Below are 21033 nucleotides of genomic sequence, written 5' to 3' on the forward strand. Positions count from 1 at the left end.
AGATGGAGCCCTCGGTTTGAGCATCACCGGCCGATGCCGCTGCGGCGCATGCACCTACGAAATCGCTGCGGATGATCTGCCGCGGGTCTACGCCTGCCATTGCCATATCTGCCAGCGTGCATCGGGTAGTGCGTTCAGCGTGCAGGCTTTGGTGCGCGAGGACAGGCTGCGCGTCGCCGGCCCAATCGTGATCCGGGAAATCACCACCGAGGATCGCGTTTCGATGCAGCGTTTCTGCGGCGAGTGCCTGGCTCGCGTCTACAATACCAACTCTGCCCGGCCCGGGATCGCGGTGATCCGCGCCGGAACGCTCGACCGGTCGGAGGAGCTCGCCTGCCGCGCGCACATCTTCACCGCGTACAAACAGGCATGGGTCACGCTCCCCGACGATGTGCCTCACTGGCCCGAGGCAGCGCCGCCCGACCAGTTCATCGCCGCGCTGATGCGCTGACGCTTACTCGGCGTGGACCACCGACACTTTGCCCTTGGGCCGACGTAGCAGCAGCACCAGCGGCAGCACCGCGACCGAGATCCACGCCATCAGGTAGAAATCGTCGATATAGGCGATCATCGCCGCCTGCTGGTTGACCATCGCGTCGGCCATCCCGAACACCGCGTCGGACGCCACGCCCAGCTGGTCGAGCTGGCTGACGTTGACGCCGGGGATCGTCTTTTCGGTGATGTGCTGGACCAGGTCGGCATGGCTCGTCTGGATGTTGCGCGCCAGGAACACGGTGACCATCGAGATGCCCGCCGACTGCCCGATCGAGCGGAACAGGTTGAGCAGGCTCGACCCGTCGGTGCGATAGCGCTGGTCGAGCGTCGCGAAGGCCAGGCTGTTGAGCGGCATGAACACCAGGCCCATGCCCAGCCCCTGGACGAAGCCGGCGATGATGACCGGCCAGAAATCCATCTCCAGCGACCACGCCGCCATCTGGCGCAGCGACCAGGCGAAGATGACCAGCCCGACCGCGATCATGATCCGCGTGTCGATCTTGCCCATCAACTGCCCCGCCAGCCACATCGTGAACAGCACGCCGACGCCGCGCGGCGCCATCATCATGCCGGTGTCGACGACCGGATAGCCGAACAATTGCTGGAGCATCGGCGGCAACAGCGCCATCGGCGCCATGGTCGAAATGCCGATGATGACCATGAACAGCATGCCCATGACGAGGTTGCGGTTCTTGAACAGATGGCGGTCGAACAGCGGCTTGCCCGCAGTGGCGAGGTGGACGACGGCGATCCACAAAGCGGCGACGGCGATCAGGCCCTCGATCACGATTTCCCAGCTGCTGAACCAGTCGGCGTTCTGGCCGCGGTCGAGCATCAGCTGGAAACTGGCGACGGCGATGCCGACGAACGCGAAGCCGATGAAGTCGAACTTGCGCTCGCCGCGCGGCCGCGACGGCAACAGGAACCACAGGATCGCGAAGGTCAGGATGCCGACGGGCACGTTGACGTAGAAGCACCACCGCCAGCTGAAATTGTCGGTCAGGTAGCCGCCGATCACCGGCCCCAGGATCGGCCCGACCATCACGCCCATCCCCCATACCGACATCGCCTTCGCCTGTCGCTCGGGCGGGTTGATGTCGATCATCGCGGTCTGCGACAGCGGGTTGATGAACGCGGCGGTGATGCCTTGCAGGATGCGGAACCCTACCATCTCGCCGAGCGACACCGCGGTGCCGCACAGCATCGAGGCGAAGACGAACCCGCCGACCGCGATCAGGAACAGGTTGCGGCTGCCCAGCCGCTCGCTCAGCCAGCCGGTCGCGGGCAACGCGATCGCGGTGGCGATGATGTAGCTGGTCAGGACCCAGGTGATCGTATCGCTGGTCGCGCCCAGCGCGCTGGTCATGTGCGGCAATGCGACGTTGGCGATCGTCGTGTCGAGGATCTGCATCACCATCGCGGCCATGATGCCGACGGTCAGCAGGCCCTTGTTCGATGCGGCGAGCAGCGGCTTGCCCAATGTCGGGGTCGCCGGCACCGCGGCCGGGCCGGCGCTCGACGCGTCACTGGCCGGCGCGGCGGTGCTAGCCATTGGGCTTGGTGTCGACCTTCACGTCGGTCGACAGCCCGGTGATGAGCGCGCGGCCGGTCTTGCAGGTGATCGCGACTCGCACCGGCACGCGCTGCGTCACCTTGACCCAGTTACCGTTCGCGTTCTGCGCCGGCAGGATCGATTCCGACGAGCCGGTGCCCGCGCCGATCGACTGCACGCGCCCGCACAGCTTGAGGCCGGGATAGGCGTCGAAGGTCATCTCGACCGGCTGGCCGACGCGCATGTTGGCGAGGTCGGTCTCCTTGAAATTCGCGGTCACCCACGGATCCTGCGTCACCAGGCTGAGCGCCGGGACACCGGACGGGGTGATGTTGCCGACCTGGAGCCGGCTGGTCTGGCTGACGATGCCGTCGTGCGGCGCGCGAACGACGGTGCGGCTGAGGTTGAGGAGCGCCTTGTCGCGTTCGGCCATGGCGACCTGCACCGCGGCGGGGACGCCCGACCCGGCCGTCCCGCTGCCGACCTGCGCCTCCGCCTTGGCGACCGAGGCCTGCGCCGTCGCCAGTCGCGACTTGGCGGCGGCGACCTGTTGCGCGGCGGCGTCGAACGAGGCGCGCGTCGTGAATCCCTGCTTCATCAGCACGGCCTGGCGGTTGTAGGTCGCCTGGGCGAGTTTGATGTCGGCGTTCGCGCTTGCGACGTCGGCGGCGGCGCCACCGGCATCGGTCGCCAGCGTCGAGACCTGGACGCGCGCGCTGGCGAGCGCGGCGTTCGCCTGCTCGACCGCGTTCTGATACGGTTGCTGGTCGATCACGAACAGCACGTCGCCGGCCTTGACTCGCTGGTTCTCCTTGACCCGCACCGCGACGATGCGGCCCGACACGTCGGGGCTGACCGAGACGACGTCCTGCCCGATATAGGCGTTGTCGGTCGACACGTAGCGGCCGCCGGTCAGGTAGAAATAGGCCGCCACGACGGCGATCAACAGCGGCACGGCGGCCATCAGCGCGAGGCGACCCCAGCGCCGCTTCTTCGGCGCGGGCGCCTCGACTTCCTCGATCACGTTGGCGGCGACGACGGGCGGCGCTTTCACATCGATCTTGCTGGTATCGATCTTGGGATCGGCATCAGCCATGGGCGGCCTCCGGCGTGGCGGGCGTGGGTGCGGCGAGGTTGCCGCGGATGGTGTCGAGCGCGTCGGCCAGCGCGTCGCGCCGGGCTTGCGGCAATCCGTCGAGCATCTGCTCGAACAGATCGTCCGCCATCGAACGCAGATCGGCGAGGATCGGTCCCGCCTTGTCGGTCAGGAACAATTGCCAGGCGCGGCGGTCGGCGGGATCGCGGCGCCGCTCGACCAGCCCCGATTCCTCGAGCCGGTCGATCATCCGGCAGAGCGTGATCGGCTCGACTTCGAGCAATTCGGCGAGCGCGCCCTGATTGACGCCCTCGTGCCGGCTGAGCGTGGTGAGGGTCCGCCATTGCGCACGGGTCGCGCCGACCTGACGCGCGCGCTCGTCGAACCGGCGGCGCATCAGGCGCGAAATGTCGCTGATAAGGAAACCGAGGGAATCGCTCATGGACACGCACATAATAAGCATGCTTATATAATCCAAGACCTGCCGCAGATATTTTTGCGCAGTGCAGCAATCGGGAGCGACCGGATGACCGAGACGATGACCGGCGGATGCCAGTGCGGACGGATCCGCTACAGCGTGGAGGTGGACGATCAGGACGCGTATCTCTGTCATTGCCGGATGTGCCAGCGCGCCACCGGCGGCTTCGCCGGATCGCTCAAGCAGGTGAAGCACGACCGGGTGCGCTGGGAACGCGAGCCCGACCGCTATCGCTCGTCGCCGATCGCGCAGCGCGGGTTCTGCGCGGCATGCGGCACGCCGCTGACCTACGAAGGCGACGGGTCGGACGGGCTCGACCTGACCGTCGGCAGTTTCGACGATCCGTCGCGCTTCCGCCCGGTCGCCCATGCCGGGGTCGAGAGCCGCAACGACAACTGGCTGGAATTGCACGGCCTCCCCGAATATCGCACCGAGGACATTCCCCACATCACGGAAAAGTGGATCGCCGCCTGTGGCAAGCTCCCCGATTAAACCGAACTTCTTCGACAGTTTCGACGGCACGCGGCTGGCGTGGCGGGAAACGGGGGAGGGGCGTCCGGTCGTCCTGATCCACGGCTTCTTCTCCGACGCCGAGACCAACTGGATCCGGTACGGCCATGCCGAGGCGGTCGCAGCGCGGGGCTTTCGCGTCGTCATGCCCGACCTGCGCGCGCACGGATCGAGCGCGAAGCCGCACGATCCCGCCGCCTATCCGCCCGATGCGCTGGCGCGCGACGGGCACGCGCTGGTCGCGCATCTCGGGCTGAGCGACTACGACCTCGGCGGCTATTCGCTGGGCGCGCGGACGACGTGCCGGATGCTCGCGACCGGGGCGACGCCGCGGCGCGTGATCTTCTCCGGCATGGGGCTCGACGGCCTGACCCATGTCGAGCGCCGCGCCGGGCATTTCCGGCACATCCTGACCAACCTCGGCAACCACGAGAAGCACAGCCCGGAATGGTTCGCGGAGGCGTTCCTCAAGACGACCGACGGCGATCCGCAGGCGTTGCTCGGCGTGATCGACACCTTCGTCAGCACCCCGGCCGAGGAGATCGCGCGGTTCGCCTGGCCCGCGCTGTGCGTCAGCGGGGTGCAGGACCACGACAATGGCAGCACCGCCGCGCTCGCCGACGTGCTGCCCGACGCGCGCTATGTCGAAGTGCCGGGCAACCATATGAGCGCGGTGCTGAAGCCCGAACTCGGCCAGGCGATCGCCGACTTCCTCGCCGCTTGACCGCCGCGCCCCCGCGCGCGCACTGTCGCGCCAAAGTTCGAGGGGAGTCGTTCAATGATCCGTACCGCCATGGCGTCGGGCCTTGCGCTCGCGCTCGTCCTGACCGGTGCCGCCGCCCTTGCCGGTGGACCGGCCGCCGGCGCGCCGAGCGTGGCCGATGCCGATGCCTTCGTCGCCAAGGCGGAGAAGGAACTGAGCGACATGTCGATCCAGGGCAATCGCGCCGCGTGGATCAACGCGACCTACATCACCGACGATACCGACGCGCTGGCCGCCGATGTCGGCGCCCGCGCGACCGAATTGTCGGTCAAGCTGGCGAGCGAGGCGGCGAAGTACCAGAACGTCGCCGGCCTGTCGTTCGACACCAGGCGCAAGCTCGACCTGATCCGCAACGGCATCGTCCTGCCGGCGCCCTCGACACCGGGCGCGGCGGACCAGCTCTCCACGATCGCGACGCGGCTGCAATCGTCCTACGGCAAGGGCAAGGGCACGCTGAACGGCCAGCCGATCAACGGATCGGACATCGAGGCGGCGATGGGCACCACCCGCGATCCCGCCAGGCTGAAGGAGATGTGGACCAGCTGGAACGACAATGTCGGCGCGCCGATGAAGGACGATTACGCGCACATGGTCGTGATCGCCAACCAGGGCGCGAAGGAGCTGGGCTATGCCGATGTCGGCGCGATGTGGCGCTCCGGCTACGACATGACGCCCGAACAGTTCGCGGCGATGACCGATCGGCTGTGGAAGCAGGTCGAGCCGCTCTACAAGTCGCTCCACACCTATGTCCGCTGGAAGCTCAACGAAAAATATGGCGACGCCGTCCAACCCAAGACCGGCCCGATCCGCGCCGATCTGCTCGGCAACATGTGGGCGCAGGAATGGGGGAACATCTACGACATCGTCGCGCCGAAGGGGGCGGGCGACATCGGCTACGACACCGGCGAGCTGCTGAAGGCGAAGGGCTACGACCCGCTGCGGATGGTGAAGACGGGCGAAGGGTTCTATTCGTCGCTGGGGTTCGCGCCGTTGCCGGCGACGTTCTGGGAGCGATCGCAGATCGTCAAGCCGCGCGATCGCGAGGTGATCTGCCACGCCTCCGCCTGGGACCTCGACAACAAGACCGACGTGCGGATCAAGATGTGCACGAAGGTTAATGCCGACGACTTCGTGACGATCCACCACGAGCTCGGCCATAACTACTACCAGCGCGCGTACATGAACCAGCCGTTCCTGTACGAAAACGGCGCCAATGACGGCTTCCACGAAGCGATCGGCGATTTCGTCGCGCTGTCGATCACGCCGGACTATCTGGTGAAGATCGGGCTGCTCGACCCGGCCAAGGTGCCGAGCGCGGACAAGGATACCGGGCTGCTGTTGCGCCAGGCGATGGACAAGGTCGCGTTCCTGCCGTTCGGCCTCTTGGTCGATAAATGGCGCTGGGGCGTGTTCGACGGGTCGATCCAGCCGGCCAATTATCAGTCGGCCTGGGACAGATTGCGGCTGCAATATCAGGGCATCGTGCCGCCGGTGGCGCGCGATGCGACGCGGTTCGACGCCGGTGCCAAATATCACGTCCCGGCCAGCGTGCCCTACACCCGGTACTTCCTCGCGCGGTTGCTACAGTTCCAGTTCTACCAGGCGGCGTGCAAGCAGGCGGGATGGACCGGACCGCTCCACCGCTGCTCGTTCTACGGCAACAAGGCGGTCGGCGAGCGGCTGAACGCGATGCTGGCGATGGGCCAGTCGAAGAAGTGGCCGGAGGCGCTGCAAGTGTTCACCGGCACCCGCGAGATTTCGGGGCAGGCGATGGTCGATTATTTCGCGCCGCTCAAGACGTGGCTGGATCAACAGAACAAGGGGAAGCCGAGCGGATGGTGACGGGATCGATCGGGCTGGCGATGCTGCTGGCCGCGCAACCGGCGGCAGCGCCCGTCACGGTGGAGATCGTCGCGATCGGCCATTCGGAGACGCCGGCGACGCGGTTCGTGCTGCCGGTCGAGGTGACCGCGACGGCGGATACCGAGGACAAGGCGAAGGCGGAGGTCGCGCGGATCAAGGCGGCGCTGGTCCAGCAACTCGCGGCGATCGGCGTGACGCCGGTGCCTGAGGATGCGGGCGGTGCTTCGTCCAAATTCTCGGTCCCAAACCTTGGCGTCGCGGAGATCGACGACAAGACTCACAAGCCGCAGTCGAGCGACAGTTTCGGGATGGTCGGCGGGTCGCGGTCGGCGATCGATCGCGCGAAGGCGATCATCGCGCAGACGACGGGCGTCAGCGCCAACCAATCACCGACGACCGCGATCACCGACACTGCCGCCGCCGCCCGCGCCGCCAAGCGCGACGCGATCGCGAAGGCGCGGCTCGACGCGCAGACCTATGCCGAAGCGCTCGGTTATGCCGATGCGACCGTCGTCAGCGTCAGCGAGCGCGGCGATTTCGGCACCGTGTTCTCGTACGCGATGCAGAGCTTCGGCGCGTCGCTCGGCGGACGCATGCGCCCCAACATGTTCGGGGCTTCGCATGGCGACACCGTGCCGATGGATGTGGCCGTGACGGTGATGTTCCGGCTCGACGGGCGGAAGTAGGTCGGTTTACTCGAACCCCACCCCGGCGAACGCCGGGGCCCAGTCGGGGGAGCGCTGATTAGCTGCGTTGCTGGCAGTTACGCTGGCCAGCCCAACTGGACCCCGGCTTTCGCCGGGGAGGCATTGAAGATTCGAATGATACCGCGCTGCCTCAAATGAAACCGTCGTTGAGCGTCGATCTCCGCTTGGACGACGACTACAGATCGATCTCGTCGGTATCGCGCTGGCGGTTGCGGAAGGTGAAGAACGCCGCGACTGCGCCGAGCGCACCGGCGATCCCCGCCGCGATGCCGCCGCGCTTGACGTAGGTCATCGCCGGACTCGCCGATGGCGCAGACGCTGGAGGTGTCGGCTTGCTGGTGGTGGGCTTGGCCGTGGCAGTCTTGGTTGTGGCCGGTTTGCTAGTCGCGGTCGGTGCGGGCTTGGTGGCGGCCGGTTTCGCTGCGGCGGGCTTGGCCGTGGACGGCTTGGTATCCGATGACGCGGCACGCGGACGTTTGGCCGCCGGCTTCGCAGCGGTCGTCTTGGTCGAGGCGGTCGGCTTGGTCGATGCGGGCTTTGCGGTCTTGGCGGCGGCCGCGCGCTTGCGGGCCGGCGCGGGCGCGGGTGCGGCGGCAGCGGTGTCGGTCTTCATATCCTCCGCAGCGCTCACGGCCGGCGCCGCGGGGGCGGTCGATGCCGTCGTCGAGCCCTTCGGCCGGCCGCGCTTGCGCGGCGGTGTCGTCGTGGCGGCGTCGCCGGCGTTCTTCGCGACCGGCTTGGTCGCCGTCTTGCGCGCGGCCGGTTTTGCAGCCGGTGCCTCGGTAGGCGTGTCGACGGCAATGTCGGCGGCCGGCGTTGCAGTCGCGGCCTTGGCGCGAGGCTTGGCCGGCGCCTTGCGCGGCGTGGCGGTGGTCTTTTTGGGCGGCGTGGCCATGGTCATCCCCTGTAGTTCATCGGCCTTGAACGTCCCGACGGTCGTTTCGTTGCCGTGATAGCCCCGCCGCGCCGTCAGCGGAAGGGCGGCTCGTTGAACGCGCGCAGCTTGCGGCTGTGGAGCTTGGCGCCCTCCAGCCGCAATTGCTCGCAGGTCTGGATGCCGATCTGCATATGCTCGGCGATCGCGCGTTCGTAGAAGCGGTTGGCCTGGCCCGGCAGTTTGAGCTCGCCGTGGAGCGGCTTGTCCGACACGCACAGCAGGGTGCCGTAGGGCACGCGGAAGCGATAGCCCTGCGCCGCGATCGTCGCCGATTCCATGTCGATCCCGACCGCGCGGCTGAGCGAGAAGCGCAGGGCCGACTGCGTGTAGCGCAGCTCCCAGTTGCGGTCGTCGGTCGTCACGATCGTGCCGGTGCGCAGCCGGCGCTTGAGTTCCTCGCCCGACTGGCCGCTGATGATCTCCGCCGCGCGCGCCATCGCGACCTGGACTTCGGCAATCGCCGGAACCGGGATCTCGGGCGGCAGCACGTCGTCGAGCACGTGGTCGTCGCGCAGATACGCATGGGCGAGGACATAGTCGCCGATCCGCTGGCTTGGGCGCAGGCCGCCGCAATGCCCGATCATCAGCCACGCCTCGGGCCGCAGCACCGCGAGGTGATCGCAGATCGTCTTCGCGTTGGACGGCCCGACCCCGATATTGACCAGAGTGATGCCGGTATGGTCGTCCGCCATCAGGTGATAGGCCGGCATCTGGTGCCGCCGCCACGCGCCGGTATCGGCCATCGCCGCCTCGACATCGTCGCCCGCTCGCAACAGCACGCCGCCCGCGCCCGACACGGCGGTGAAGCGCGAGGCGTTGCCATGTTCGTCGGGGCCGAGCTGGTCGAACGCCCAGCGGACGAACTCGTCGACATAGCGGTGATAGTTGGTGAACAGGACGTAGCGCTGGACATGCTCCGGCGGCGTGCCGGTGTAATGCCGCAGCCGCGCGAGGCTGAAATCGGTGCGCAGGCCGTCGAACAGCGCCAGCGGCCGCGCCTCGTTGGGCGTCGGCAGGCCGTCGGCGATCTCGTCGCCGATATAGGCGAGCTCGGTCGCCGGGAACCAGCGCGCCAGTTCGACCGCCGACACCTGGTCCAGGCTCAGCGCGTGGCCGGGATCGAGTACGTAGGGGAAGGGGATTTCCTGCCGCCCCGGCACCGCCTCGACGGTGACGTCGTAATCCTCGATCAGCAGCGTCAGCTGTTCGGTGAGATAATCCGCGAAGATCGCCGGCTTGGTCACGCTGATGCGGTAATCGCCCGCCTCGCTCAGCCGCCCGAACGAGCGCAATGGGGCCGGGCGCTCGGCATCGCCGCGATAGGTCAGCCGGATTTCGGGATAGGCGAAGGAACCGTCGGTGCGCGAGGTGGCATCGGGCTTCGCGCCCGTGGTCAGATACGCGGTCAGCGCCTGTTGCAGGCGGTCGACCGAGGCGGAATAGAGCCGATCGAGTTCGGCGACGATATTGGAAGCCAGCGTCATCCACCACGGCTAAGCCACGGGGATGACGCTGGCAAGTCAGGGGGTGGGGGTCGGCCTCAGCCCTTCTTGGCCGCGGCCTTCGCCGGCGGCTTGCGCGGCGCGCGCGGCTTGGCCGGGGGTTTCGGCCCCGACTTCAGCTTGGTCGCGGCGTAGGCGCCGCCCGCGATCGTCGCGGCGGCCCCGGCGGCGATGCCGGCGGCGAGCTTCGGATTGTCCTTCGCCGCCTGGATGGTGCGGCCGAGCAGCGCGGACGCCTCCTCCTGCGCCTTCGCCAGCAGCGACTTCGCTTCCTCCTGCGCGCCTTCGATCAGCGATTTCGCCTGTTCGGCGGCGGCGTCGATCTTGGCATGTGCCTCGGCATGGGCGTCATCGACGGTGGTGTTCAGGTCGGTATCGGCCATCATCGTTCTCCGTAGAGTTGAAACGTCACGGCCACGAAACGCCAGGCTTTGCCCAACCGTTCCGTGGCCGCGACGGTTTGTTACGTTGGCGCGACGATCAGTCGCTTCGGGTGCGGCGCCGGCCCATTCCCCCACCCGACAGCCCACAGGTTAGAATAGCTGGGCGGTCGGGTGGGGGAATGGGCCGGCGCCGCGACCTGTCAGAGCTGCTCGAGCAGATGCTCGGCCGAGCTCACCTTGAATTCGCCGGGTGCTTCGACGTTCAGTTCCTTCACCACGCCGTCGTCGACGATCATCGAGTAACGCTGGCTGCGCTCGCCCATGCCGAACTTGCTGCCGTCGAAGCTCAGCCCGACCGCGCGGGCGAAGTCGCCATTGCCGTCGGCCAGCATCGTCACCTTGCCGCCGGTCTCGTTCGCCTTGCCCCATGCGCCCATCACGAACGAATCGTTGACGCTGGTGAAGGCGATCTCGTCGACGCCCTTCGCCTTCAGCTCCTCGGCCTTGTCGAGGAAGCCGGGCAGGTGGCGGGCGGAACAGGTCGGCGTGAACGCGCCGGGGACGGCGACCAGCGCGACCTTGCGGCCGGCGAAGAACTCGTCCGAGCTGACCGATTCCGGCCCGTTCTCGGTCGCCTTGACGATGGTGGTGGACGGAATCTTGTCGCCGACGGAAACGGTCATCGTGAATTCTCCCTTGGACGCGAAAAATGCGGTCGCCGCCGCACTTGGCACCTGTGCGGGTAATTTCAAGCAGTGACGAACCGCGATTCCGTCCGGTAGAAAGCAAGCCATGGAGAGCGCGCGCTTTTTGGTCGGGCAATTTCTGCTGGCAATGCCCGGCATCGGCGATCCACGCTTCGACCAGGCGGTGATCGCGATGTGCGCGCATGACGAGGAGGGCGCGGTCGGCATCGGGATCGGCGCGGCGATCGACGGGCTCAGCCTCCACGACGTGCTGGCGCAGGTCGAGATCGATCCCGGCGAAGCCCCCGACGCGCCGGTCCATTTCGGTGGCCCGGTCGAGCCGAGCCGCGGCTTCGTGATCCATTCGAACGACTGGGGCGGGCAGGATACGATCGATGTCGCCGGGCGCTGGGCGCTGTCCGGCACGCTCGACGTGCTGAAGGCGATCGCGGACGGGAAGGGGCCGCGCCGCTGGGTCGTGTCGCTCGGCTATGCCGGCTGGGGCGAAGGGCAGCTCGACGGCGAGATGCTGCGCCACGGCTGGTTCAACGTCCCCGGCGACGAGGCTTTGCTCTACGACCTGCCCGCCGCCGAGCGCTGGGCGGCGGGGTTCGCGAGCGCCGGAATCGACCCGCGCATGCTGGCGAGCGAAACCGGTCGGGCGTGAGCGCTGGCGGCTAAAGATGCCGCCACCCCGGCAGAGGCCGGGGTGGCATCAGGAGTTGGGTTGCTCGCCCATCGCGCCGGCCGTCATTTGCATTTCGCCATCGGCGCCTTGTTCATCGCCGTCGCGCCCTTCGCGGTCGCCGTCTTGGTCAGGGTCAGCGTGCTGCCGCTGCTGGCATAGGTGTCGGTGACGTCGCCGTCGGGGCGCGTATAGGTCACCGCCAGCATGCCCCCGCTCAGCGTCGCCGCCTTCAGCGGATAGTCGCGCGCGGTCGGGAAACCGTGCACCGACTTTGCGTCGAACCGCACGTACGGCGCCATGCAATCGGCGCCCCAGCTGCCGAGGAACTGCGCCGGCATGCCGCCGTCGCCACCGGCCCCGTGGCTGCACCCGGCCAGCACGACCGCCGCTAATCCCATCATCGCCATCCGCATCGTATTGCCTTTCCGACGAGCACCGCCCGAGCAGCTCCGTTCACCATATAAAGAAATCTTTATATTGCATTTGCATTCGCCCCGCCGAGCGGGTAGGGCGCGCGTCATCCATTCATCTGCCGGAGATTTTTTGCCGTGGCCAGCGTGCTCGACCGTTCGACCGATTACGTCGTCAAGGATATCAGCCTCGCCGATTTCGGCCGCGCCGAGATCAACATCGCCGAGACCGAGATGCCGGGCCTGATGGCGCTGCGCGAGGAATTCGGCGCGTCGCAGCCACTCAAGGGCGCGCGCATCACCGGCTCGCTGCACATGACGATCCAGACCGCCGTGCTGATCGAGACGCTGACCGCGCTGGGCGCCAAGGTGCGCTGGGCGACGTGCAACATCTTCTCGACCCAGGACCATGCCGCCGCCGCGATCGCCGCGTCGGGGGTGCCGGTGTTCGCGATCAAGGGCGAGAGCCTGGCCGAATATTGGGACTATGTCGGCTCGATCTTCGATTGGGGCACCTCTGAAAATGAGGGGGAGACCTGCAACATGATCCTCGACGATGGCGGCGACGCGACGATGTTCGCGCTGTGGGGCGCCAAGCTCGAGGCCGGCCAGTCGTTCGCCGAACCCGAGAATGACGAGGAAGTCGAGATGCAGCGCGCGGTGAAGGAATTCATCGCTCGCAAGCCCGGCTATCTCACCGAGACGGTCAAGGCCATCAAGGGCGTCTCGGAAGAGACCACCACCGGCGTCCACCGCCTCTACGCGATCGCCAAGAGGGGCGAGCTGCCGTTCCCGGCGATCAACGTCAACGACAGCGTGACCAAGTCGAAGTTCGACAACCTCTACGGCTGCAAGGAATCGCTGGTCGACGCGATCCGCCGCGGCACCGACGTGATGCTGGCCGGCAAGGTCGCCTGCGTCGCGGGCTTCGGCGACGTTGGCAAGGGGTCTGCCGCGTCGCTGCGCAACGGCGGCGCGCGCGTGCTGGTGACCGAGATCGACCCGATCTGCGCGTTGCAGGCGGCGATGGAAGGCTATGAGGTCGTGACGATGGAGGAAGCGGTGACTCGCGCCGACATCTTCTGCACCGCGACCGGCAATGCCGACGTCATCACCGCCGAGCACATGGCCGGCATGAAGAACATGGCGATCGTCTGCAACATCGGTCACTTCGACAGCGAGATCCAGATTTCGGGCCTGTCGAACTACAAGTGGACCGAGGTGAAGCCGCAAGTCGACCTGGTCGAGTTCCCCGACGGCAAGCAGATCATCATCCTGTCGAAGGGCCGCCTGGTGAACCTGGGCAACGCGACCGGCCACCCGTCGTTCGTGATGTCGTCGAGCTTCACCAACCAGACGCTGGCGCAGATCGAGCTCTACACCAAGGCGGACGAGTACAAGAACGACGTCTACGTCCTGCCCAAGCACCTCGACGAGAAGGTCGCCGAACTGCACCTCGAAAAGCTGGGCGTGAAGCTGACCAAGCTGAGCCAGAAGCAGGCGGATTATATCGGCGTACCGGTCGAAGGGCCGTTCAAGCCGGATCATTACCGGTACTGATTAGCGAAGTTCCAGACGACGGCCGCGCCTCCCGTTTTGGAGACGCGGCCGTTGGCGCGCGTAACAGGATCGGTCCTGCGCGCAACATCGTTTTGTGGAACCCCCCCTGAACGCACCGCCAGCCAGCAGCGCCGCAATTTTGCCTCCCGGCGCTAACCTAAATTTTACCTGACCTTGCCATGAGCAGGCAATGTGCGGTGGGGAATCTTCGTCCGACTCCAAGCGAGCCTGGCCGTTTCGCGGCTGGTCGTTGCCGGCGCAGACGCGCGGTAGTGCGGCGATCCAGTTCGCGATGGTCGCCGCGCCGTTCTTCGCGTTGCTGATCGCCGGGCTGGAAGTCAGCCTGGTGTATTTCGTCCAGGAAGGGCTGGAAACCTCGGTCGAAGCCGCGGCCCGCAGCGTGATTACCGGATCGGCGCAGAAAGCCGACAGCACCGGCGCCAGCACCGGCATGACCCAGGCGCAGCTTCAGGCGCGTTTCAAGCAGAACGCCTGCAATGCCCTGCCGGCGTTCATGCAGTGCAGCAACCTGTATGTCGATGTGCGTAGCGCGGGCAGCTTCTCGTCGCTCGACACGTCCATGCCGACCTTCACGTTCGGGTCGAACGGTCAGGTCACCAACACCTTTTCCTACAACCTCGGCGCCTCCGGCTCGATCGTCTTGATCCGGTTGATGTACATCTGGCCCGTCCGCACGGCGCCGCTGGGGTTCGACATCAGTAATCTGTCCAACGGGCAACGGCTGGTCGTGGCGACGTCGGTCGCCAAGATCGAGAATTACTGACGTGCGCAAGTGGCTTGCCTTGCCTTCGTTCGTCGATGATCGCCGCGGCGCTGCGCTCATCGAGTTCGCGCTGCTGCTGCCGTTCCTGGTCCTGGTCTATCTGGGCGGATTCACGCTGTCCGACGGCTTTTCGTGCAGTCGCAAGGTGACCATCGCGAACCGCGCACTGGCCGATCTGGTCGCGCAGAACGTGACCGGGGCGACGAGTGCGAACGAAGTCGACAGCGAGCTGGCGGCGTCGACCCAAGTTCTGGCCCCGTATTCGGCGGCGAACGTGACCCAGCGCGTGACGGAAGTCTATACCGACATAAAGTTGCAGTCGACCGTCGTCTGGAGCCGGGGCCTCAACACCACCGCCTACAAGGCGGGAGCCGCGGTGACGGTGCCGCTCAATTTGCGGGTGCCGGGACTGTACGTGATCTACGCCGAAATCACCTATGCCTACCAGCCGCCGGTGACGTTCAACGTCGTTCAGCCGTTCACCCTGACGAGCAACCTGTTCATGCTTCCGCGGAACTCCAACAGCATCACGTGCGGGGATTGTTGATATGTTTGCGGCACTCAGGAAGGGTCTAAGCGCTAAGCTGCTGCGGAACCGGCGCGGCAATGCGCTGATGATCTTCGGCTTCGCGCTGCCGCCGCTGATGTTCGCGCTTGGCATGGGCATCGACTATGCGCGCGCCATGCAGGCGCAGACGAAGCTGAACGCGATTGCCGACACGTCCGCGCTGCTCGCGGTCAGCAAGAGCATGTTGTCCATTCCGGACTCCACCGCGACGGTCAACGCGACGGCGATGTTCAACAGCCAGTCCCAGACGCTGACGGCGAGCGGCAATATCGTCGTCGACAGCCTGACGGTGACGACTCCGACCGACTCGAACGGGCGTAGAACCGCGACGGTCACCTATACGGGGCATTCGAACAATTTCTTTGCCGGCATTCTCGGCATGGCGTCGCTGAGCATCCACGGTACGTCGCAGACCACCAACGCGGCCGCGCCGAACATCGATTTCTACATGCTGCTCGATGTGTCGGGATCGATGGCGCTGCCGACGACGTCGGCGGGTCTCACGAAGGTCGCGAACAGCAACGGTCAGAGCTGCCAGTTCGCCTGCCATTCGACCAACGACATCAAGGGCACCAATGCGAGTGGTGGACAGAGCGATCTGTACGGCGTCGCGAAGTCCTACGGCTTGACGTTGCGCATCGACGACGAAGGGACCGCGGTTTCCAAGCTGACCGCCGATGCCCAGAGCACGCAGAGCAAGAACGGTGCGAGCTATCGCATGGCGATCTCGACGTTTCGTGGTTCGGGCGGTTTCGCGACGTTGCAGGCATTGACCTCCGACCTGACCACGGCGGCGACCAAGACCACCAACCTGACGCCGTACCTCTATTATTCGAACGGTTGTCCCACCAGCGCGTGCAAGTCGACCGAGGTCGGCTGGAACGACCGCGACAGCGCCAGCAGCGATGCGCTGACGCAGATCAACACGTTGATGCCGAACCCGGGGACCGGCGTGAACGGAAGCGCACCCCAGGCGATCATGTTCATCATCACCGATGGCATGCGCGACGAGTTGCGGTCCAACGGCCGGCCGGAAATCGCGATCGACACCACCAAGTGCGACGCGATCAAGGCTCGCGGCATCAAGATCGCGGTGCTCTACACCGAATATCTCGCGCAATCGCTCGCCAACGACGCGTGGTCGCAATCGAACGTGGCGCCCTATCTGTACCAGGTCGAGCCCGCGTTGCAGGCGTGCGCGTCCAACGGGCTCTACACGAAGGTGTCGACCGACCAGGACATCTACACGGCGTTGGATCAACTGTTCCAGAACGCGGTGGCGACGGCGAAGATCACGCAGTAACTTCGCCAGAGCCGTTTATCGCGACAGAAATCGGAGCAGGTCGTAAGCCACCAATCGTCACCGCCGCCGCGTCGATGCGTGGCGGTGACGATCGGTCGGGATCGTCGCCAAAACATCTTCGCCCGTTGCGTCATGCGCGGTACCAAGCGGCGGTGATGCGTGTCTCTTCTCTCGGACATCTGCCGGTCTGGCGCGCCAACCGTCTGACCATGGTTGGTCGGCCGTTGTGAGCGGCGATCCTCTCCGTAAACTCGCCATCGGCTACGCACCGCCGGAGGCGCGTGCGGGCCTGGCGGCGTTGCTCGCGCTGGACGATGCGCTCGGGCAGGTGTTGCGGACGACGCGGGAGCCGATGGTCGGGCAGATGCGGTTGGCGTGGTGGCGGGAGGCGCTGGCGCGGCTCGACGAAACGGCGGTGCCCGGCGAACCCGTCCTCTCGGCCTTGGCGGCGGCGGTGATCCCACGTGGCGTCTCCGGCGAGCGACTGGCGACGATGGTCGACGGATGGGAGGTTCTGCTGGCCGAACCGGGCGAGGTCGGGTTCGAGCGCCATGCCGTTGCGCGAGGCGCCGGATTGTTTGCCGCCGCGGCGCGCCTGCTTGGGGTCGAGGGGTTCGACGTGGTGGAAGCGGGAAAGGGTTGGGCGCTTGCCGATCTGGCCGGCAATCTGAGCGACCGGGCACTGGCGGCGGTGGCCCGAACGCTGGCGGCGCCGTTGTTGACGAAGGCCACGCGTCGTCGCTGGCCGCGACGCGCCCGGGCGCTCGGCGCGATGGTCCATGCCGCGCGGCTGGGTCTTGCCGGGCCGTTGCGACCGACGAGCGTGCTGCGGCTCGGCTGGCATCGCTTGACCGGGGGCTGACGCGGATTAGGCTGGGACGCAGGCGGCGGGAGAGTGGGGATGTGGCGGTATCTGGCGGGGGCGGGCGCGGCGTTGCTGCTGGTGGCGTCGGGCATGATCCTGCAATCGATGCGGCCCGGATCGCCGGCCGCCCTGGCGGCGATGCCGGCCAACGTCGCCGACCCCGCGTCGCCGGTCGCACAGGACGCGGTCGCCGTTCCCGAAGCCACCGAGGCGACGCGCGAGCAGAAGCGCTTCAACCGCTATGACAAGGATCGCGACGGCTTCATCACGCGCGACGAATATCTGCTCGCGCGGCACAAGGCGTTCGCCAAGCTCGACAAGAACGGCGACGGCGTGCTGCAATTCGACGAGTGGGCCGCGAAGAGCGAAGCCAAGTTCGCCACCGCCGACCGCGACAAGACCGGCAAGCTGAGCCCGGCCGAGTTCGCCACCACCGCGGTCAAACGCAAGCCGCGCAAACCCTGCCCGAAAATCACCGCCGCTCCGGCGCCGGCGGCCGAGGAGGGCAACAAGGACGACGACGGCTGAGGGCGCTTGCCGGGCGGGGATATATAAAAGGAAGTGGCATCGCGGCACACCGTTCCGCGCAAATAGGGGGGAGTTCGAATGCAGACCGACAGGAATATCGCGCTACGGCTCGGCGCCGTGTTGCTGGTGACGACCGCGCTGTTGAGTTGCAGCAAGAGCGGGGGACCGGCCCGGTCGTTCAACGAGCAACCGGCCGCGACGGATTTCTCCATCACGCCCGGCGAATATGAGACGACCTTCCGCGTGACGCAGGCTTCGCTGCAGGGCTTCCCGAAGGAGATGCAGGACGACCTGGCGCGGACGAAGGCCAAGCCCTACACCCAGCGCGGCTGCATGCCGATCGGTATCAGCCTGGAATCGGCATCGATCAAGAACCTGCGCTATGCCATTCCGAAGTTCGGCGGCTGCAACATCGGCGACATCTCGCAGGACGGCAGCTCGTTGCACGGTGCGCTCAATTGCGAGATCGCCAACCTGCCGCAAGGCCGCCCGGACTCGCCGCGCGCCCTGTCGATCAACGCCGACTGGTCCGGCGGCTATTCCGCCAATGCCTGGACGACGAAGTTCCATGCCGACTTCAAGGAGCCCGGCGGCTCGCGTCGGGGCAGCGCCGACGTGGAAATGACGGTGCGTCGCGTGGGTGACTGCCCGGCCGGCACCAATCCGTTCGAGCCGGGCTTTCGGCCGCAATCGATGAACATGACCGAGCAGACGAACGCGACCGACGCGATGTCCGCTCCAGCCGAAGACGCGACGCCCGCGAAATAACGGGCCGGTAGATCGATCGAGAGCGTGCGTCCGCGCCGGTCGTTGGCGAGCTACTTGCCCAGCCAACCGGCCAGCGCGACGCGCGCGCGATCGGTGTACATCTTCTTGCGGTCGGCCTTCTTCGTCCGCCCCGGAATCGGCGGCATCAGCCCGAAATTGACGTTCATCGGCTGATAGGTGTCGGCCGCCGCCGCGCCGGTGATGTGGTGGAGCAGAGCGCCGAGCGCGGTCTCGACCGGCGGCGGCGTCATGGCGTCACCGCGCAATTCGGCGGCGGCGAAGCGTCCTGCAAGCAGGCCGATCGCCGCGCTTTCGACATAGCCCTCGCACCCGGTGATCTGCCCGGCGAAGCGGATATTCGGCCGCGACTTGAGCCGCAGCGTCAAGTCGAGCAGTTCGGGCGAGCGGATGAACGTGTTGCGGTGCAATCCGCCCAGCCGCGCGAATTCGGCGTTCTCCAGTCCAGGGATCGTGCGGAACAACCGGACCTGTTCGGCATGCTTCAGCTTGGTCTGGAACCCGACGATGTTCCACAACGTGCCCGACGCATTGTCCTGGCGCAGCTGCACCGCCGCATAGGGCCAGCGCCCGGTGCGCGGATCGTCGAGCCCGACGCCCTTCATCGGCCCGAACCGCAGCGTCTCCGGCCCGCGCTCCGCCATCACCTCGATCGGCATACAGCCCTCGAAATAGGGCGTGTCCTTTTCCCAGTCGCGGAACTCGGTCTTCTCGCCGTCGACCAACCCCTGGACGAAGGCGTGGTATTGGTCCTTGTCGAGCGCGCAGTTGATGTAATCGTCGCCGCCCTTGCCCCAGCGCGCCTGGCGCCACGCGACGCCCATGTCGATGCTGTCGACATGCACGATCGGCGCGATCGCGTCGAAGAAGGCGAGCGCGTCGCTGCCGGTCGCCGCACCGATGCTCGCGGCGAGACCGGGGCCGGTGAGGGGCCCGGTCGCGACGATCGTCGGTCCCTCGGGCAGCGCATCGACTCGCTCGCGCACGATCGTGACGTTGGGATGCGCCGACAGCCGCGCGGTCACGCCGGCGGAAAAGCCATCGCGATCAACCGCCAGCGCCGACCCGGCCGGCACGCGATGCCGGTCGCCCTCGTCCAGGATCAGCGAGCCCAGCGCGCGCATCTCGGCATGGAGCAGGCCAACCGCATTGTTGTCGGCATCGTCCGAGCGGAAGCTGTTCGAACAGACCAGCTCGGCGAGCCCATCGGTATGATGCGCCGGCGTCGTGTCGCCGCCGCCGCGCATCTCCGACAGCTTCACCGTGAACCCCGCCTCGGCCAACTGCCACGCCGCCTCCGACCCGGCCAGCCCGCCGCCGATGATATGAATGTCGTGCATGCCGCACGGGATGACGGGGCGGGGCGGCAACGTCAATGCGCGGACTTGCCCGCCCGGCCGGATCGCGGCATCCATGACGGATGAACCCCGCGCCGCTCGGTCTGACGCATCGCTGGATCTACGTCCTCGCGCTGTTCGCGGGGGCATCGTACTGGCTGGCGGTTCCGCCCGGTCTGCCGCCGGCGGCCTTGCTGGCGTGGAAGGGGAGTGCCGTCGCGTTGCTGGCGGCGTGGGCGGCGGTGAATACGCAGGGGCGGGACGGGTGGACGATCGCGATCGTGCTCGCATTCGGGGCGATCGGCGACGTGTTGCTCGAGGCGAGCCAGACCGCGGGAGCGCTCGCGTTCCTGGCGGGGCACCTGACCGCGGCGGCGCTCTATTGGCGGTATCGTCGGGCGACGCGCTCGCCGAGTCAGACCGGGTTGGCGCTGGTGTTGCTGATCGCGACGCCGGTGATCGCATTCCTGTTGCCGAGCGATCGCGTCGCGGCGCCGGGCATCGCGATTTACGCGACCGGGCTCGGGCTGATGGCGGCGAGTGCGTGGGCGAGCCGGTTTCCGCGCTACCGCGTCGGGCTGGGCGCGGTGCTGTTCGTGGGGTCGGACCTGTTGATCTTCGCAAAGGCCGGACCACTGGCCGCGTCGCCGCTGCCGCACCTGCTGATCTGGCCGCTTTATGTCGCGGGGCAGGCGCTGATCGCGTTCGGCGTGGTGTCGACGCTGCTCAAATGGAAGAACGATGACGATCTACACCATCGGCTATGAAGGCGCGACGATGGACGATTTCCTGGCGGCGCTACGCCGGGCCGGGGTCGAGCGCGTGATCGACGTGCGCGCGCTGCCGCTGTCGCGGCGGCCGGGGTTCTCGAAGAGCTCGCTGGCGGCGACGTTGCAGGACGCCGGGATCGAGTATGTCCATCTGAAGGCGCTGGGCACGCCCAAGCCGGGGCGCGACGCCGCAAAGAAGGGCGACTGGCGGACGATGGAGGCGGTCTATGCCGGCCAGCTCGAACTGCCCGAGGCGCAGGCACAGGCGGCGCAATTGCGCGCGCTGGCGGCGGAGAAACGCTCGGCCCTGTTGTGTTTCGAGCGCGACCCGCAACATTGCCATCGCACGATGCTGCTGCGCGAGGAAGGCGAGGGGGCACCGGTCGTCGACTTGACGCCGTGAGGCGCGTGGCCGGCGTCGTTGTGAGCAATGCGCGGCGATATGCGCGTGGCTGGATTGCC

24 protein-coding genes are annotated in these 21033 nt (G+C 67.0%); 16 read left to right on the plus strand and 8 right to left on the minus strand.

The genetic code is table 11. From position 1 onward, the window contains the following. Positions 1-16 precede the first annotated feature (16 nt). Positions 17-451: a GFA family protein gene (locus J0I47_RS03795; RefSeq protein WP_294045100.1), complete on the plus strand. Its 435-nt coding sequence runs from the start codon at positions 17-19 to the stop codon at positions 449-451. Positions 452-454: 3 nt separating this feature from the next. Here the strand turns inward: J0I47_RS03795 and J0I47_RS03800 are convergent, their stop codons facing one another. Genes J0I47_RS03800 through J0I47_RS03810 form a run of 3 tightly spaced genes read right to left on the minus strand, consistent with a single transcriptional unit; the run spans position 455 to position 3585 of the window. Next, entirely contained in the window at positions 455-2047 is a 1593-nt protein-coding gene (locus J0I47_RS03800) for a DHA2 family efflux MFS transporter permease subunit (protein ID WP_294045101.1), read from the minus strand. Further along, positions 2040-3143, minus strand: a complete 1104-nt coding sequence (locus J0I47_RS03805; RefSeq protein WP_294045102.1) for an HlyD family secretion protein — start codon at positions 3141-3143, stop codon at positions 2040-2042. Before J0I47_RS03805 ends, J0I47_RS03800 begins: the two co-directional genes overlap by 8 nt. Next, entirely contained in the window at positions 3136-3585 is a 450-nt protein-coding gene (locus tag J0I47_RS03810; protein WP_294045103.1) for a MarR family winged helix-turn-helix transcriptional regulator, read from the minus strand. Before J0I47_RS03810 ends, J0I47_RS03805 begins: the two co-directional genes overlap by 8 nt. Positions 3586-3669: 84 nt before the next feature. Between J0I47_RS03810 and J0I47_RS03815 the strand changes: the two genes are divergently transcribed. From J0I47_RS03815 to J0I47_RS03835, 5 genes are all read left to right on the plus strand, one after another. Next, a complete protein-coding gene (locus tag J0I47_RS03815) occupies positions 3670-4113 on the plus strand; it encodes a GFA family protein (protein WP_294045104.1) in 444 nt (147 codons plus the stop codon). Further along, positions 4094-4855, plus strand: coding sequence for an alpha/beta fold hydrolase (locus J0I47_RS03820; protein ID WP_294045105.1), 762 nt, complete (start codon positions 4094-4096; stop codon positions 4853-4855). The genes J0I47_RS03815 and J0I47_RS03820 overlap by 20 nt, the downstream gene beginning before the upstream one ends. A gap of 54 nt (positions 4856-4909) precedes the next feature. After that, positions 4910-6736, plus strand: a complete 1827-nt coding sequence (locus tag J0I47_RS03825; protein ID WP_294045106.1) for a M2 family metallopeptidase — start codon at positions 4910-4912, stop codon at positions 6734-6736. Next, entirely contained in the window at positions 6730-7443 is a 714-nt protein-coding gene (locus tag J0I47_RS03830; RefSeq protein WP_294045107.1) for an SIMPL domain-containing protein, read from the plus strand. Before J0I47_RS03825 ends, J0I47_RS03830 begins: the two co-directional genes overlap by 7 nt. Positions 7444-7796: 353 nt before the next feature. Then, entirely contained in the window at positions 7797-8417 is a 621-nt protein-coding gene (locus tag J0I47_RS03835; protein ID WP_294045108.1) for a hypothetical protein, read from the plus strand. Positions 8418-8433: 16 nt separating this feature from the next. On the opposite strand, the gene J0I47_RS03840 is transcribed toward J0I47_RS03835, so the two are convergent. The 3 genes from J0I47_RS03840 to J0I47_RS03850 all read right to left on the minus strand — a co-directional run bounded on the left by J0I47_RS03840 (position 8434) and on the right by J0I47_RS03850 (position 10969). Continuing rightward, entirely contained in the window at positions 8434-9885 is a 1452-nt protein-coding gene (locus tag J0I47_RS03840; RefSeq protein ID WP_294045109.1) for an AMP nucleosidase, read from the minus strand. 56 nt (positions 9886-9941) lie between these two features. Continuing rightward, positions 9942-10286 carry a hypothetical protein gene (locus tag J0I47_RS03845; protein WP_294045110.1) on the minus strand — a complete coding sequence of 115 codons (345 nt, stop codon included), beginning with the start codon at positions 10284-10286 and terminating at the stop codon, positions 9942-9944. Between the two features lie 200 nt (positions 10287-10486). Then, a complete protein-coding gene (locus J0I47_RS03850) occupies positions 10487-10969 on the minus strand; it encodes a peroxiredoxin (protein ID WP_294045111.1) in 483 nt (160 codons plus the stop codon). Positions 10970-11078: 109 nt separating this feature from the next. On the opposite strand from J0I47_RS03850, the gene J0I47_RS03855 reads away from it, so the two are divergent. Beyond that, positions 11079-11639 (plus strand): YqgE/AlgH family protein, encoded by a 561-nt coding sequence (locus tag J0I47_RS03855; RefSeq protein WP_294045112.1) that lies wholly within the window; start codon positions 11079-11081, stop codon positions 11637-11639. Positions 11640-11722: 83 nt separating this feature from the next. Here the strand turns inward: J0I47_RS03855 and J0I47_RS03860 are convergent, their stop codons facing one another. Continuing rightward, entirely contained in the window at positions 11723-12067 is a 345-nt protein-coding gene (locus J0I47_RS03860; protein WP_294045113.1) for a hypothetical protein, read from the minus strand. Positions 12068-12208: 141 nt separating this feature from the next. Between J0I47_RS03860 and ahcY the strand changes: the two genes are divergently transcribed. From ahcY to J0I47_RS03895, 7 genes are all read left to right on the plus strand, one after another. After that, positions 12209-13630, plus strand: coding sequence for an adenosylhomocysteinase (ahcY, locus tag J0I47_RS03865; RefSeq protein WP_294045114.1), 1422 nt, complete (start codon positions 12209-12211; stop codon positions 13628-13630). A gap of 250 nt (positions 13631-13880) precedes the next feature. Then, positions 13881-14414 carry a TadE/TadG family type IV pilus assembly protein gene (locus tag J0I47_RS03870; RefSeq protein ID WP_294045115.1) on the plus strand — a complete coding sequence of 178 codons (534 nt, stop codon included), beginning with the start codon at positions 13881-13883 and terminating at the stop codon, positions 14412-14414. A gap of 1 nt (position 14415) precedes the next feature. Further along, the gene (locus tag J0I47_RS03875) at positions 14416-14961 is read left to right on the plus strand and encodes a TadE/TadG family type IV pilus assembly protein (RefSeq protein WP_294045116.1); all 546 of its coding nucleotides are present in this window, start codon (positions 14416-14418) and stop codon (positions 14959-14961) included. Positions 14962-15028: 67 nt separating this feature from the next. Next, positions 15029-16285 (plus strand): pilus assembly protein TadG-related protein, encoded by a 1257-nt coding sequence (locus J0I47_RS03880; RefSeq protein WP_294045117.1) that lies wholly within the window; start codon positions 15029-15031, stop codon positions 16283-16285. 226 nt (positions 16286-16511) lie between these two features. Beyond that, positions 16512-17147, plus strand: a complete 636-nt coding sequence (locus J0I47_RS03885) for a squalene/phytoene synthase family protein (protein ID WP_294045118.1) — start codon at positions 16512-16514, stop codon at positions 17145-17147. A 39-nt stretch (positions 17148-17186) separates the two neighbouring features. Next, positions 17187-17678, plus strand: a complete 492-nt coding sequence (locus tag J0I47_RS03890; RefSeq protein WP_294045119.1) for an EF-hand domain-containing protein — start codon at positions 17187-17189, stop codon at positions 17676-17678. A 78-nt stretch (positions 17679-17756) separates the two neighbouring features. Then, positions 17757-18446: a DUF3617 family protein gene (locus J0I47_RS03895; RefSeq protein ID WP_294045120.1), complete on the plus strand. Its 690-nt coding sequence runs from the start codon at positions 17757-17759 to the stop codon at positions 18444-18446. A 50-nt stretch (positions 18447-18496) separates the two neighbouring features. Here the strand turns inward: J0I47_RS03895 and trmFO are convergent, their stop codons facing one another. After that, on the minus strand, positions 18497-19804 hold the full coding sequence (gene trmFO, locus J0I47_RS03900; protein ID WP_294045121.1) for a methylenetetrahydrofolate--tRNA-(uracil(54)-C(5))-methyltransferase (FADH(2)-oxidizing) TrmFO: 1308 nt from the start codon (positions 19802-19804) through the stop codon (positions 18497-18499). Between the two features lie 80 nt (positions 19805-19884). Here trmFO and J0I47_RS03905 point away from each other — a divergent pair, with 80 nt between their 5' ends. Then, positions 19885-20568, plus strand: coding sequence for a lysoplasmalogenase family protein (locus J0I47_RS03905; RefSeq protein WP_294045122.1), 684 nt, complete (start codon positions 19885-19887; stop codon positions 20566-20568). After that, the gene (locus tag J0I47_RS03910) at positions 20543-20974 is read left to right on the plus strand and encodes a DUF488 family protein (protein WP_294045123.1); all 432 of its coding nucleotides are present in this window, start codon (positions 20543-20545) and stop codon (positions 20972-20974) included. Before J0I47_RS03905 ends, J0I47_RS03910 begins: the two co-directional genes overlap by 26 nt. Positions 20975-21033: the final 59 nt, after the last annotated feature.

It is taken from the genome of Sphingomonas sp. (genome assembly GCF_017304635.1).
Taxonomy (GTDB): Bacteria; Pseudomonadota; Alphaproteobacteria; order Sphingomonadales; family Sphingomonadaceae; genus Sphingomonas.

Coding starts and splice junctions, on each gene's coding strand:
- J0I47_RS03895 (WP_294045120.1), top strand. CDS start 17,757: ATGCAGACCGACAGGAATATCGCGCTACGGCTCGGCGCCGTGTTGCTG.
- J0I47_RS03830 (WP_294045107.1), top strand. CDS start 6,730: ATGGTGACGGGATCGATCGGGCTGGCGATGCTGCTGGCCGCGCAACCG.
- J0I47_RS03805 (WP_294045102.1), bottom strand. CDS start 3,143: ATGGCTGATGCCGATCCCAAGATCGATACCAGCAAGATCGATGTGAAA.
- J0I47_RS03815 (WP_294045104.1), top strand. CDS start 3,670: ATGACCGAGACGATGACCGGCGGATGCCAGTGCGGACGGATCCGCTAC.
- J0I47_RS03860 (WP_294045113.1), bottom strand. CDS start 12,067: ATGGCGATGATGGGATTAGCGGCGGTCGTGCTGGCCGGGTGCAGCCAC.
- J0I47_RS03800 (WP_294045101.1), bottom strand. CDS start 2,047: ATGGCTAGCACCGCCGCGCCGGCCAGTGACGCGTCGAGCGCCGGCCCG.
- J0I47_RS03910 (WP_294045123.1), top strand. CDS start 20,543: ATGACGATCTACACCATCGGCTATGAAGGCGCGACGATGGACGATTTC.
- J0I47_RS03810 (WP_294045103.1), bottom strand. CDS start 3,585: ATGAGCGATTCCCTCGGTTTCCTTATCAGCGACATTTCGCGCCTGATG.
- J0I47_RS03855 (WP_294045112.1), top strand. CDS start 11,079: ATGGAGAGCGCGCGCTTTTTGGTCGGGCAATTTCTGCTGGCAATGCCC.
- J0I47_RS03845 (WP_294045110.1), bottom strand. CDS start 10,286: ATGGCCGATACCGACCTGAACACCACCGTCGATGACGCCCATGCCGAG.
- J0I47_RS03880 (WP_294045117.1), top strand. CDS start 15,029: ATGATCTTCGGCTTCGCGCTGCCGCCGCTGATGTTCGCGCTTGGCATG.
- J0I47_RS03825 (WP_294045106.1), top strand. CDS start 4,910: ATGATCCGTACCGCCATGGCGTCGGGCCTTGCGCTCGCGCTCGTCCTG.
- J0I47_RS03890 (WP_294045119.1), top strand. CDS start 17,187: ATGTGGCGGTATCTGGCGGGGGCGGGCGCGGCGTTGCTGCTGGTGGCG.
- J0I47_RS03905 (WP_294045122.1), top strand. CDS start 19,885: ATGAACCCCGCGCCGCTCGGTCTGACGCATCGCTGGATCTACGTCCTC.
- trmFO (WP_294045121.1), bottom strand. CDS start 19,804: ATGCACGACATTCATATCATCGGCGGCGGGCTGGCCGGGTCGGAGGCG.
- J0I47_RS03850 (WP_294045111.1), bottom strand. CDS start 10,969: ATGACCGTTTCCGTCGGCGACAAGATTCCGTCCACCACCATCGTCAAG.
- J0I47_RS03840 (WP_294045109.1), bottom strand. CDS start 9,885: ATGACGCTGGCTTCCAATATCGTCGCCGAACTCGATCGGCTCTATTCC.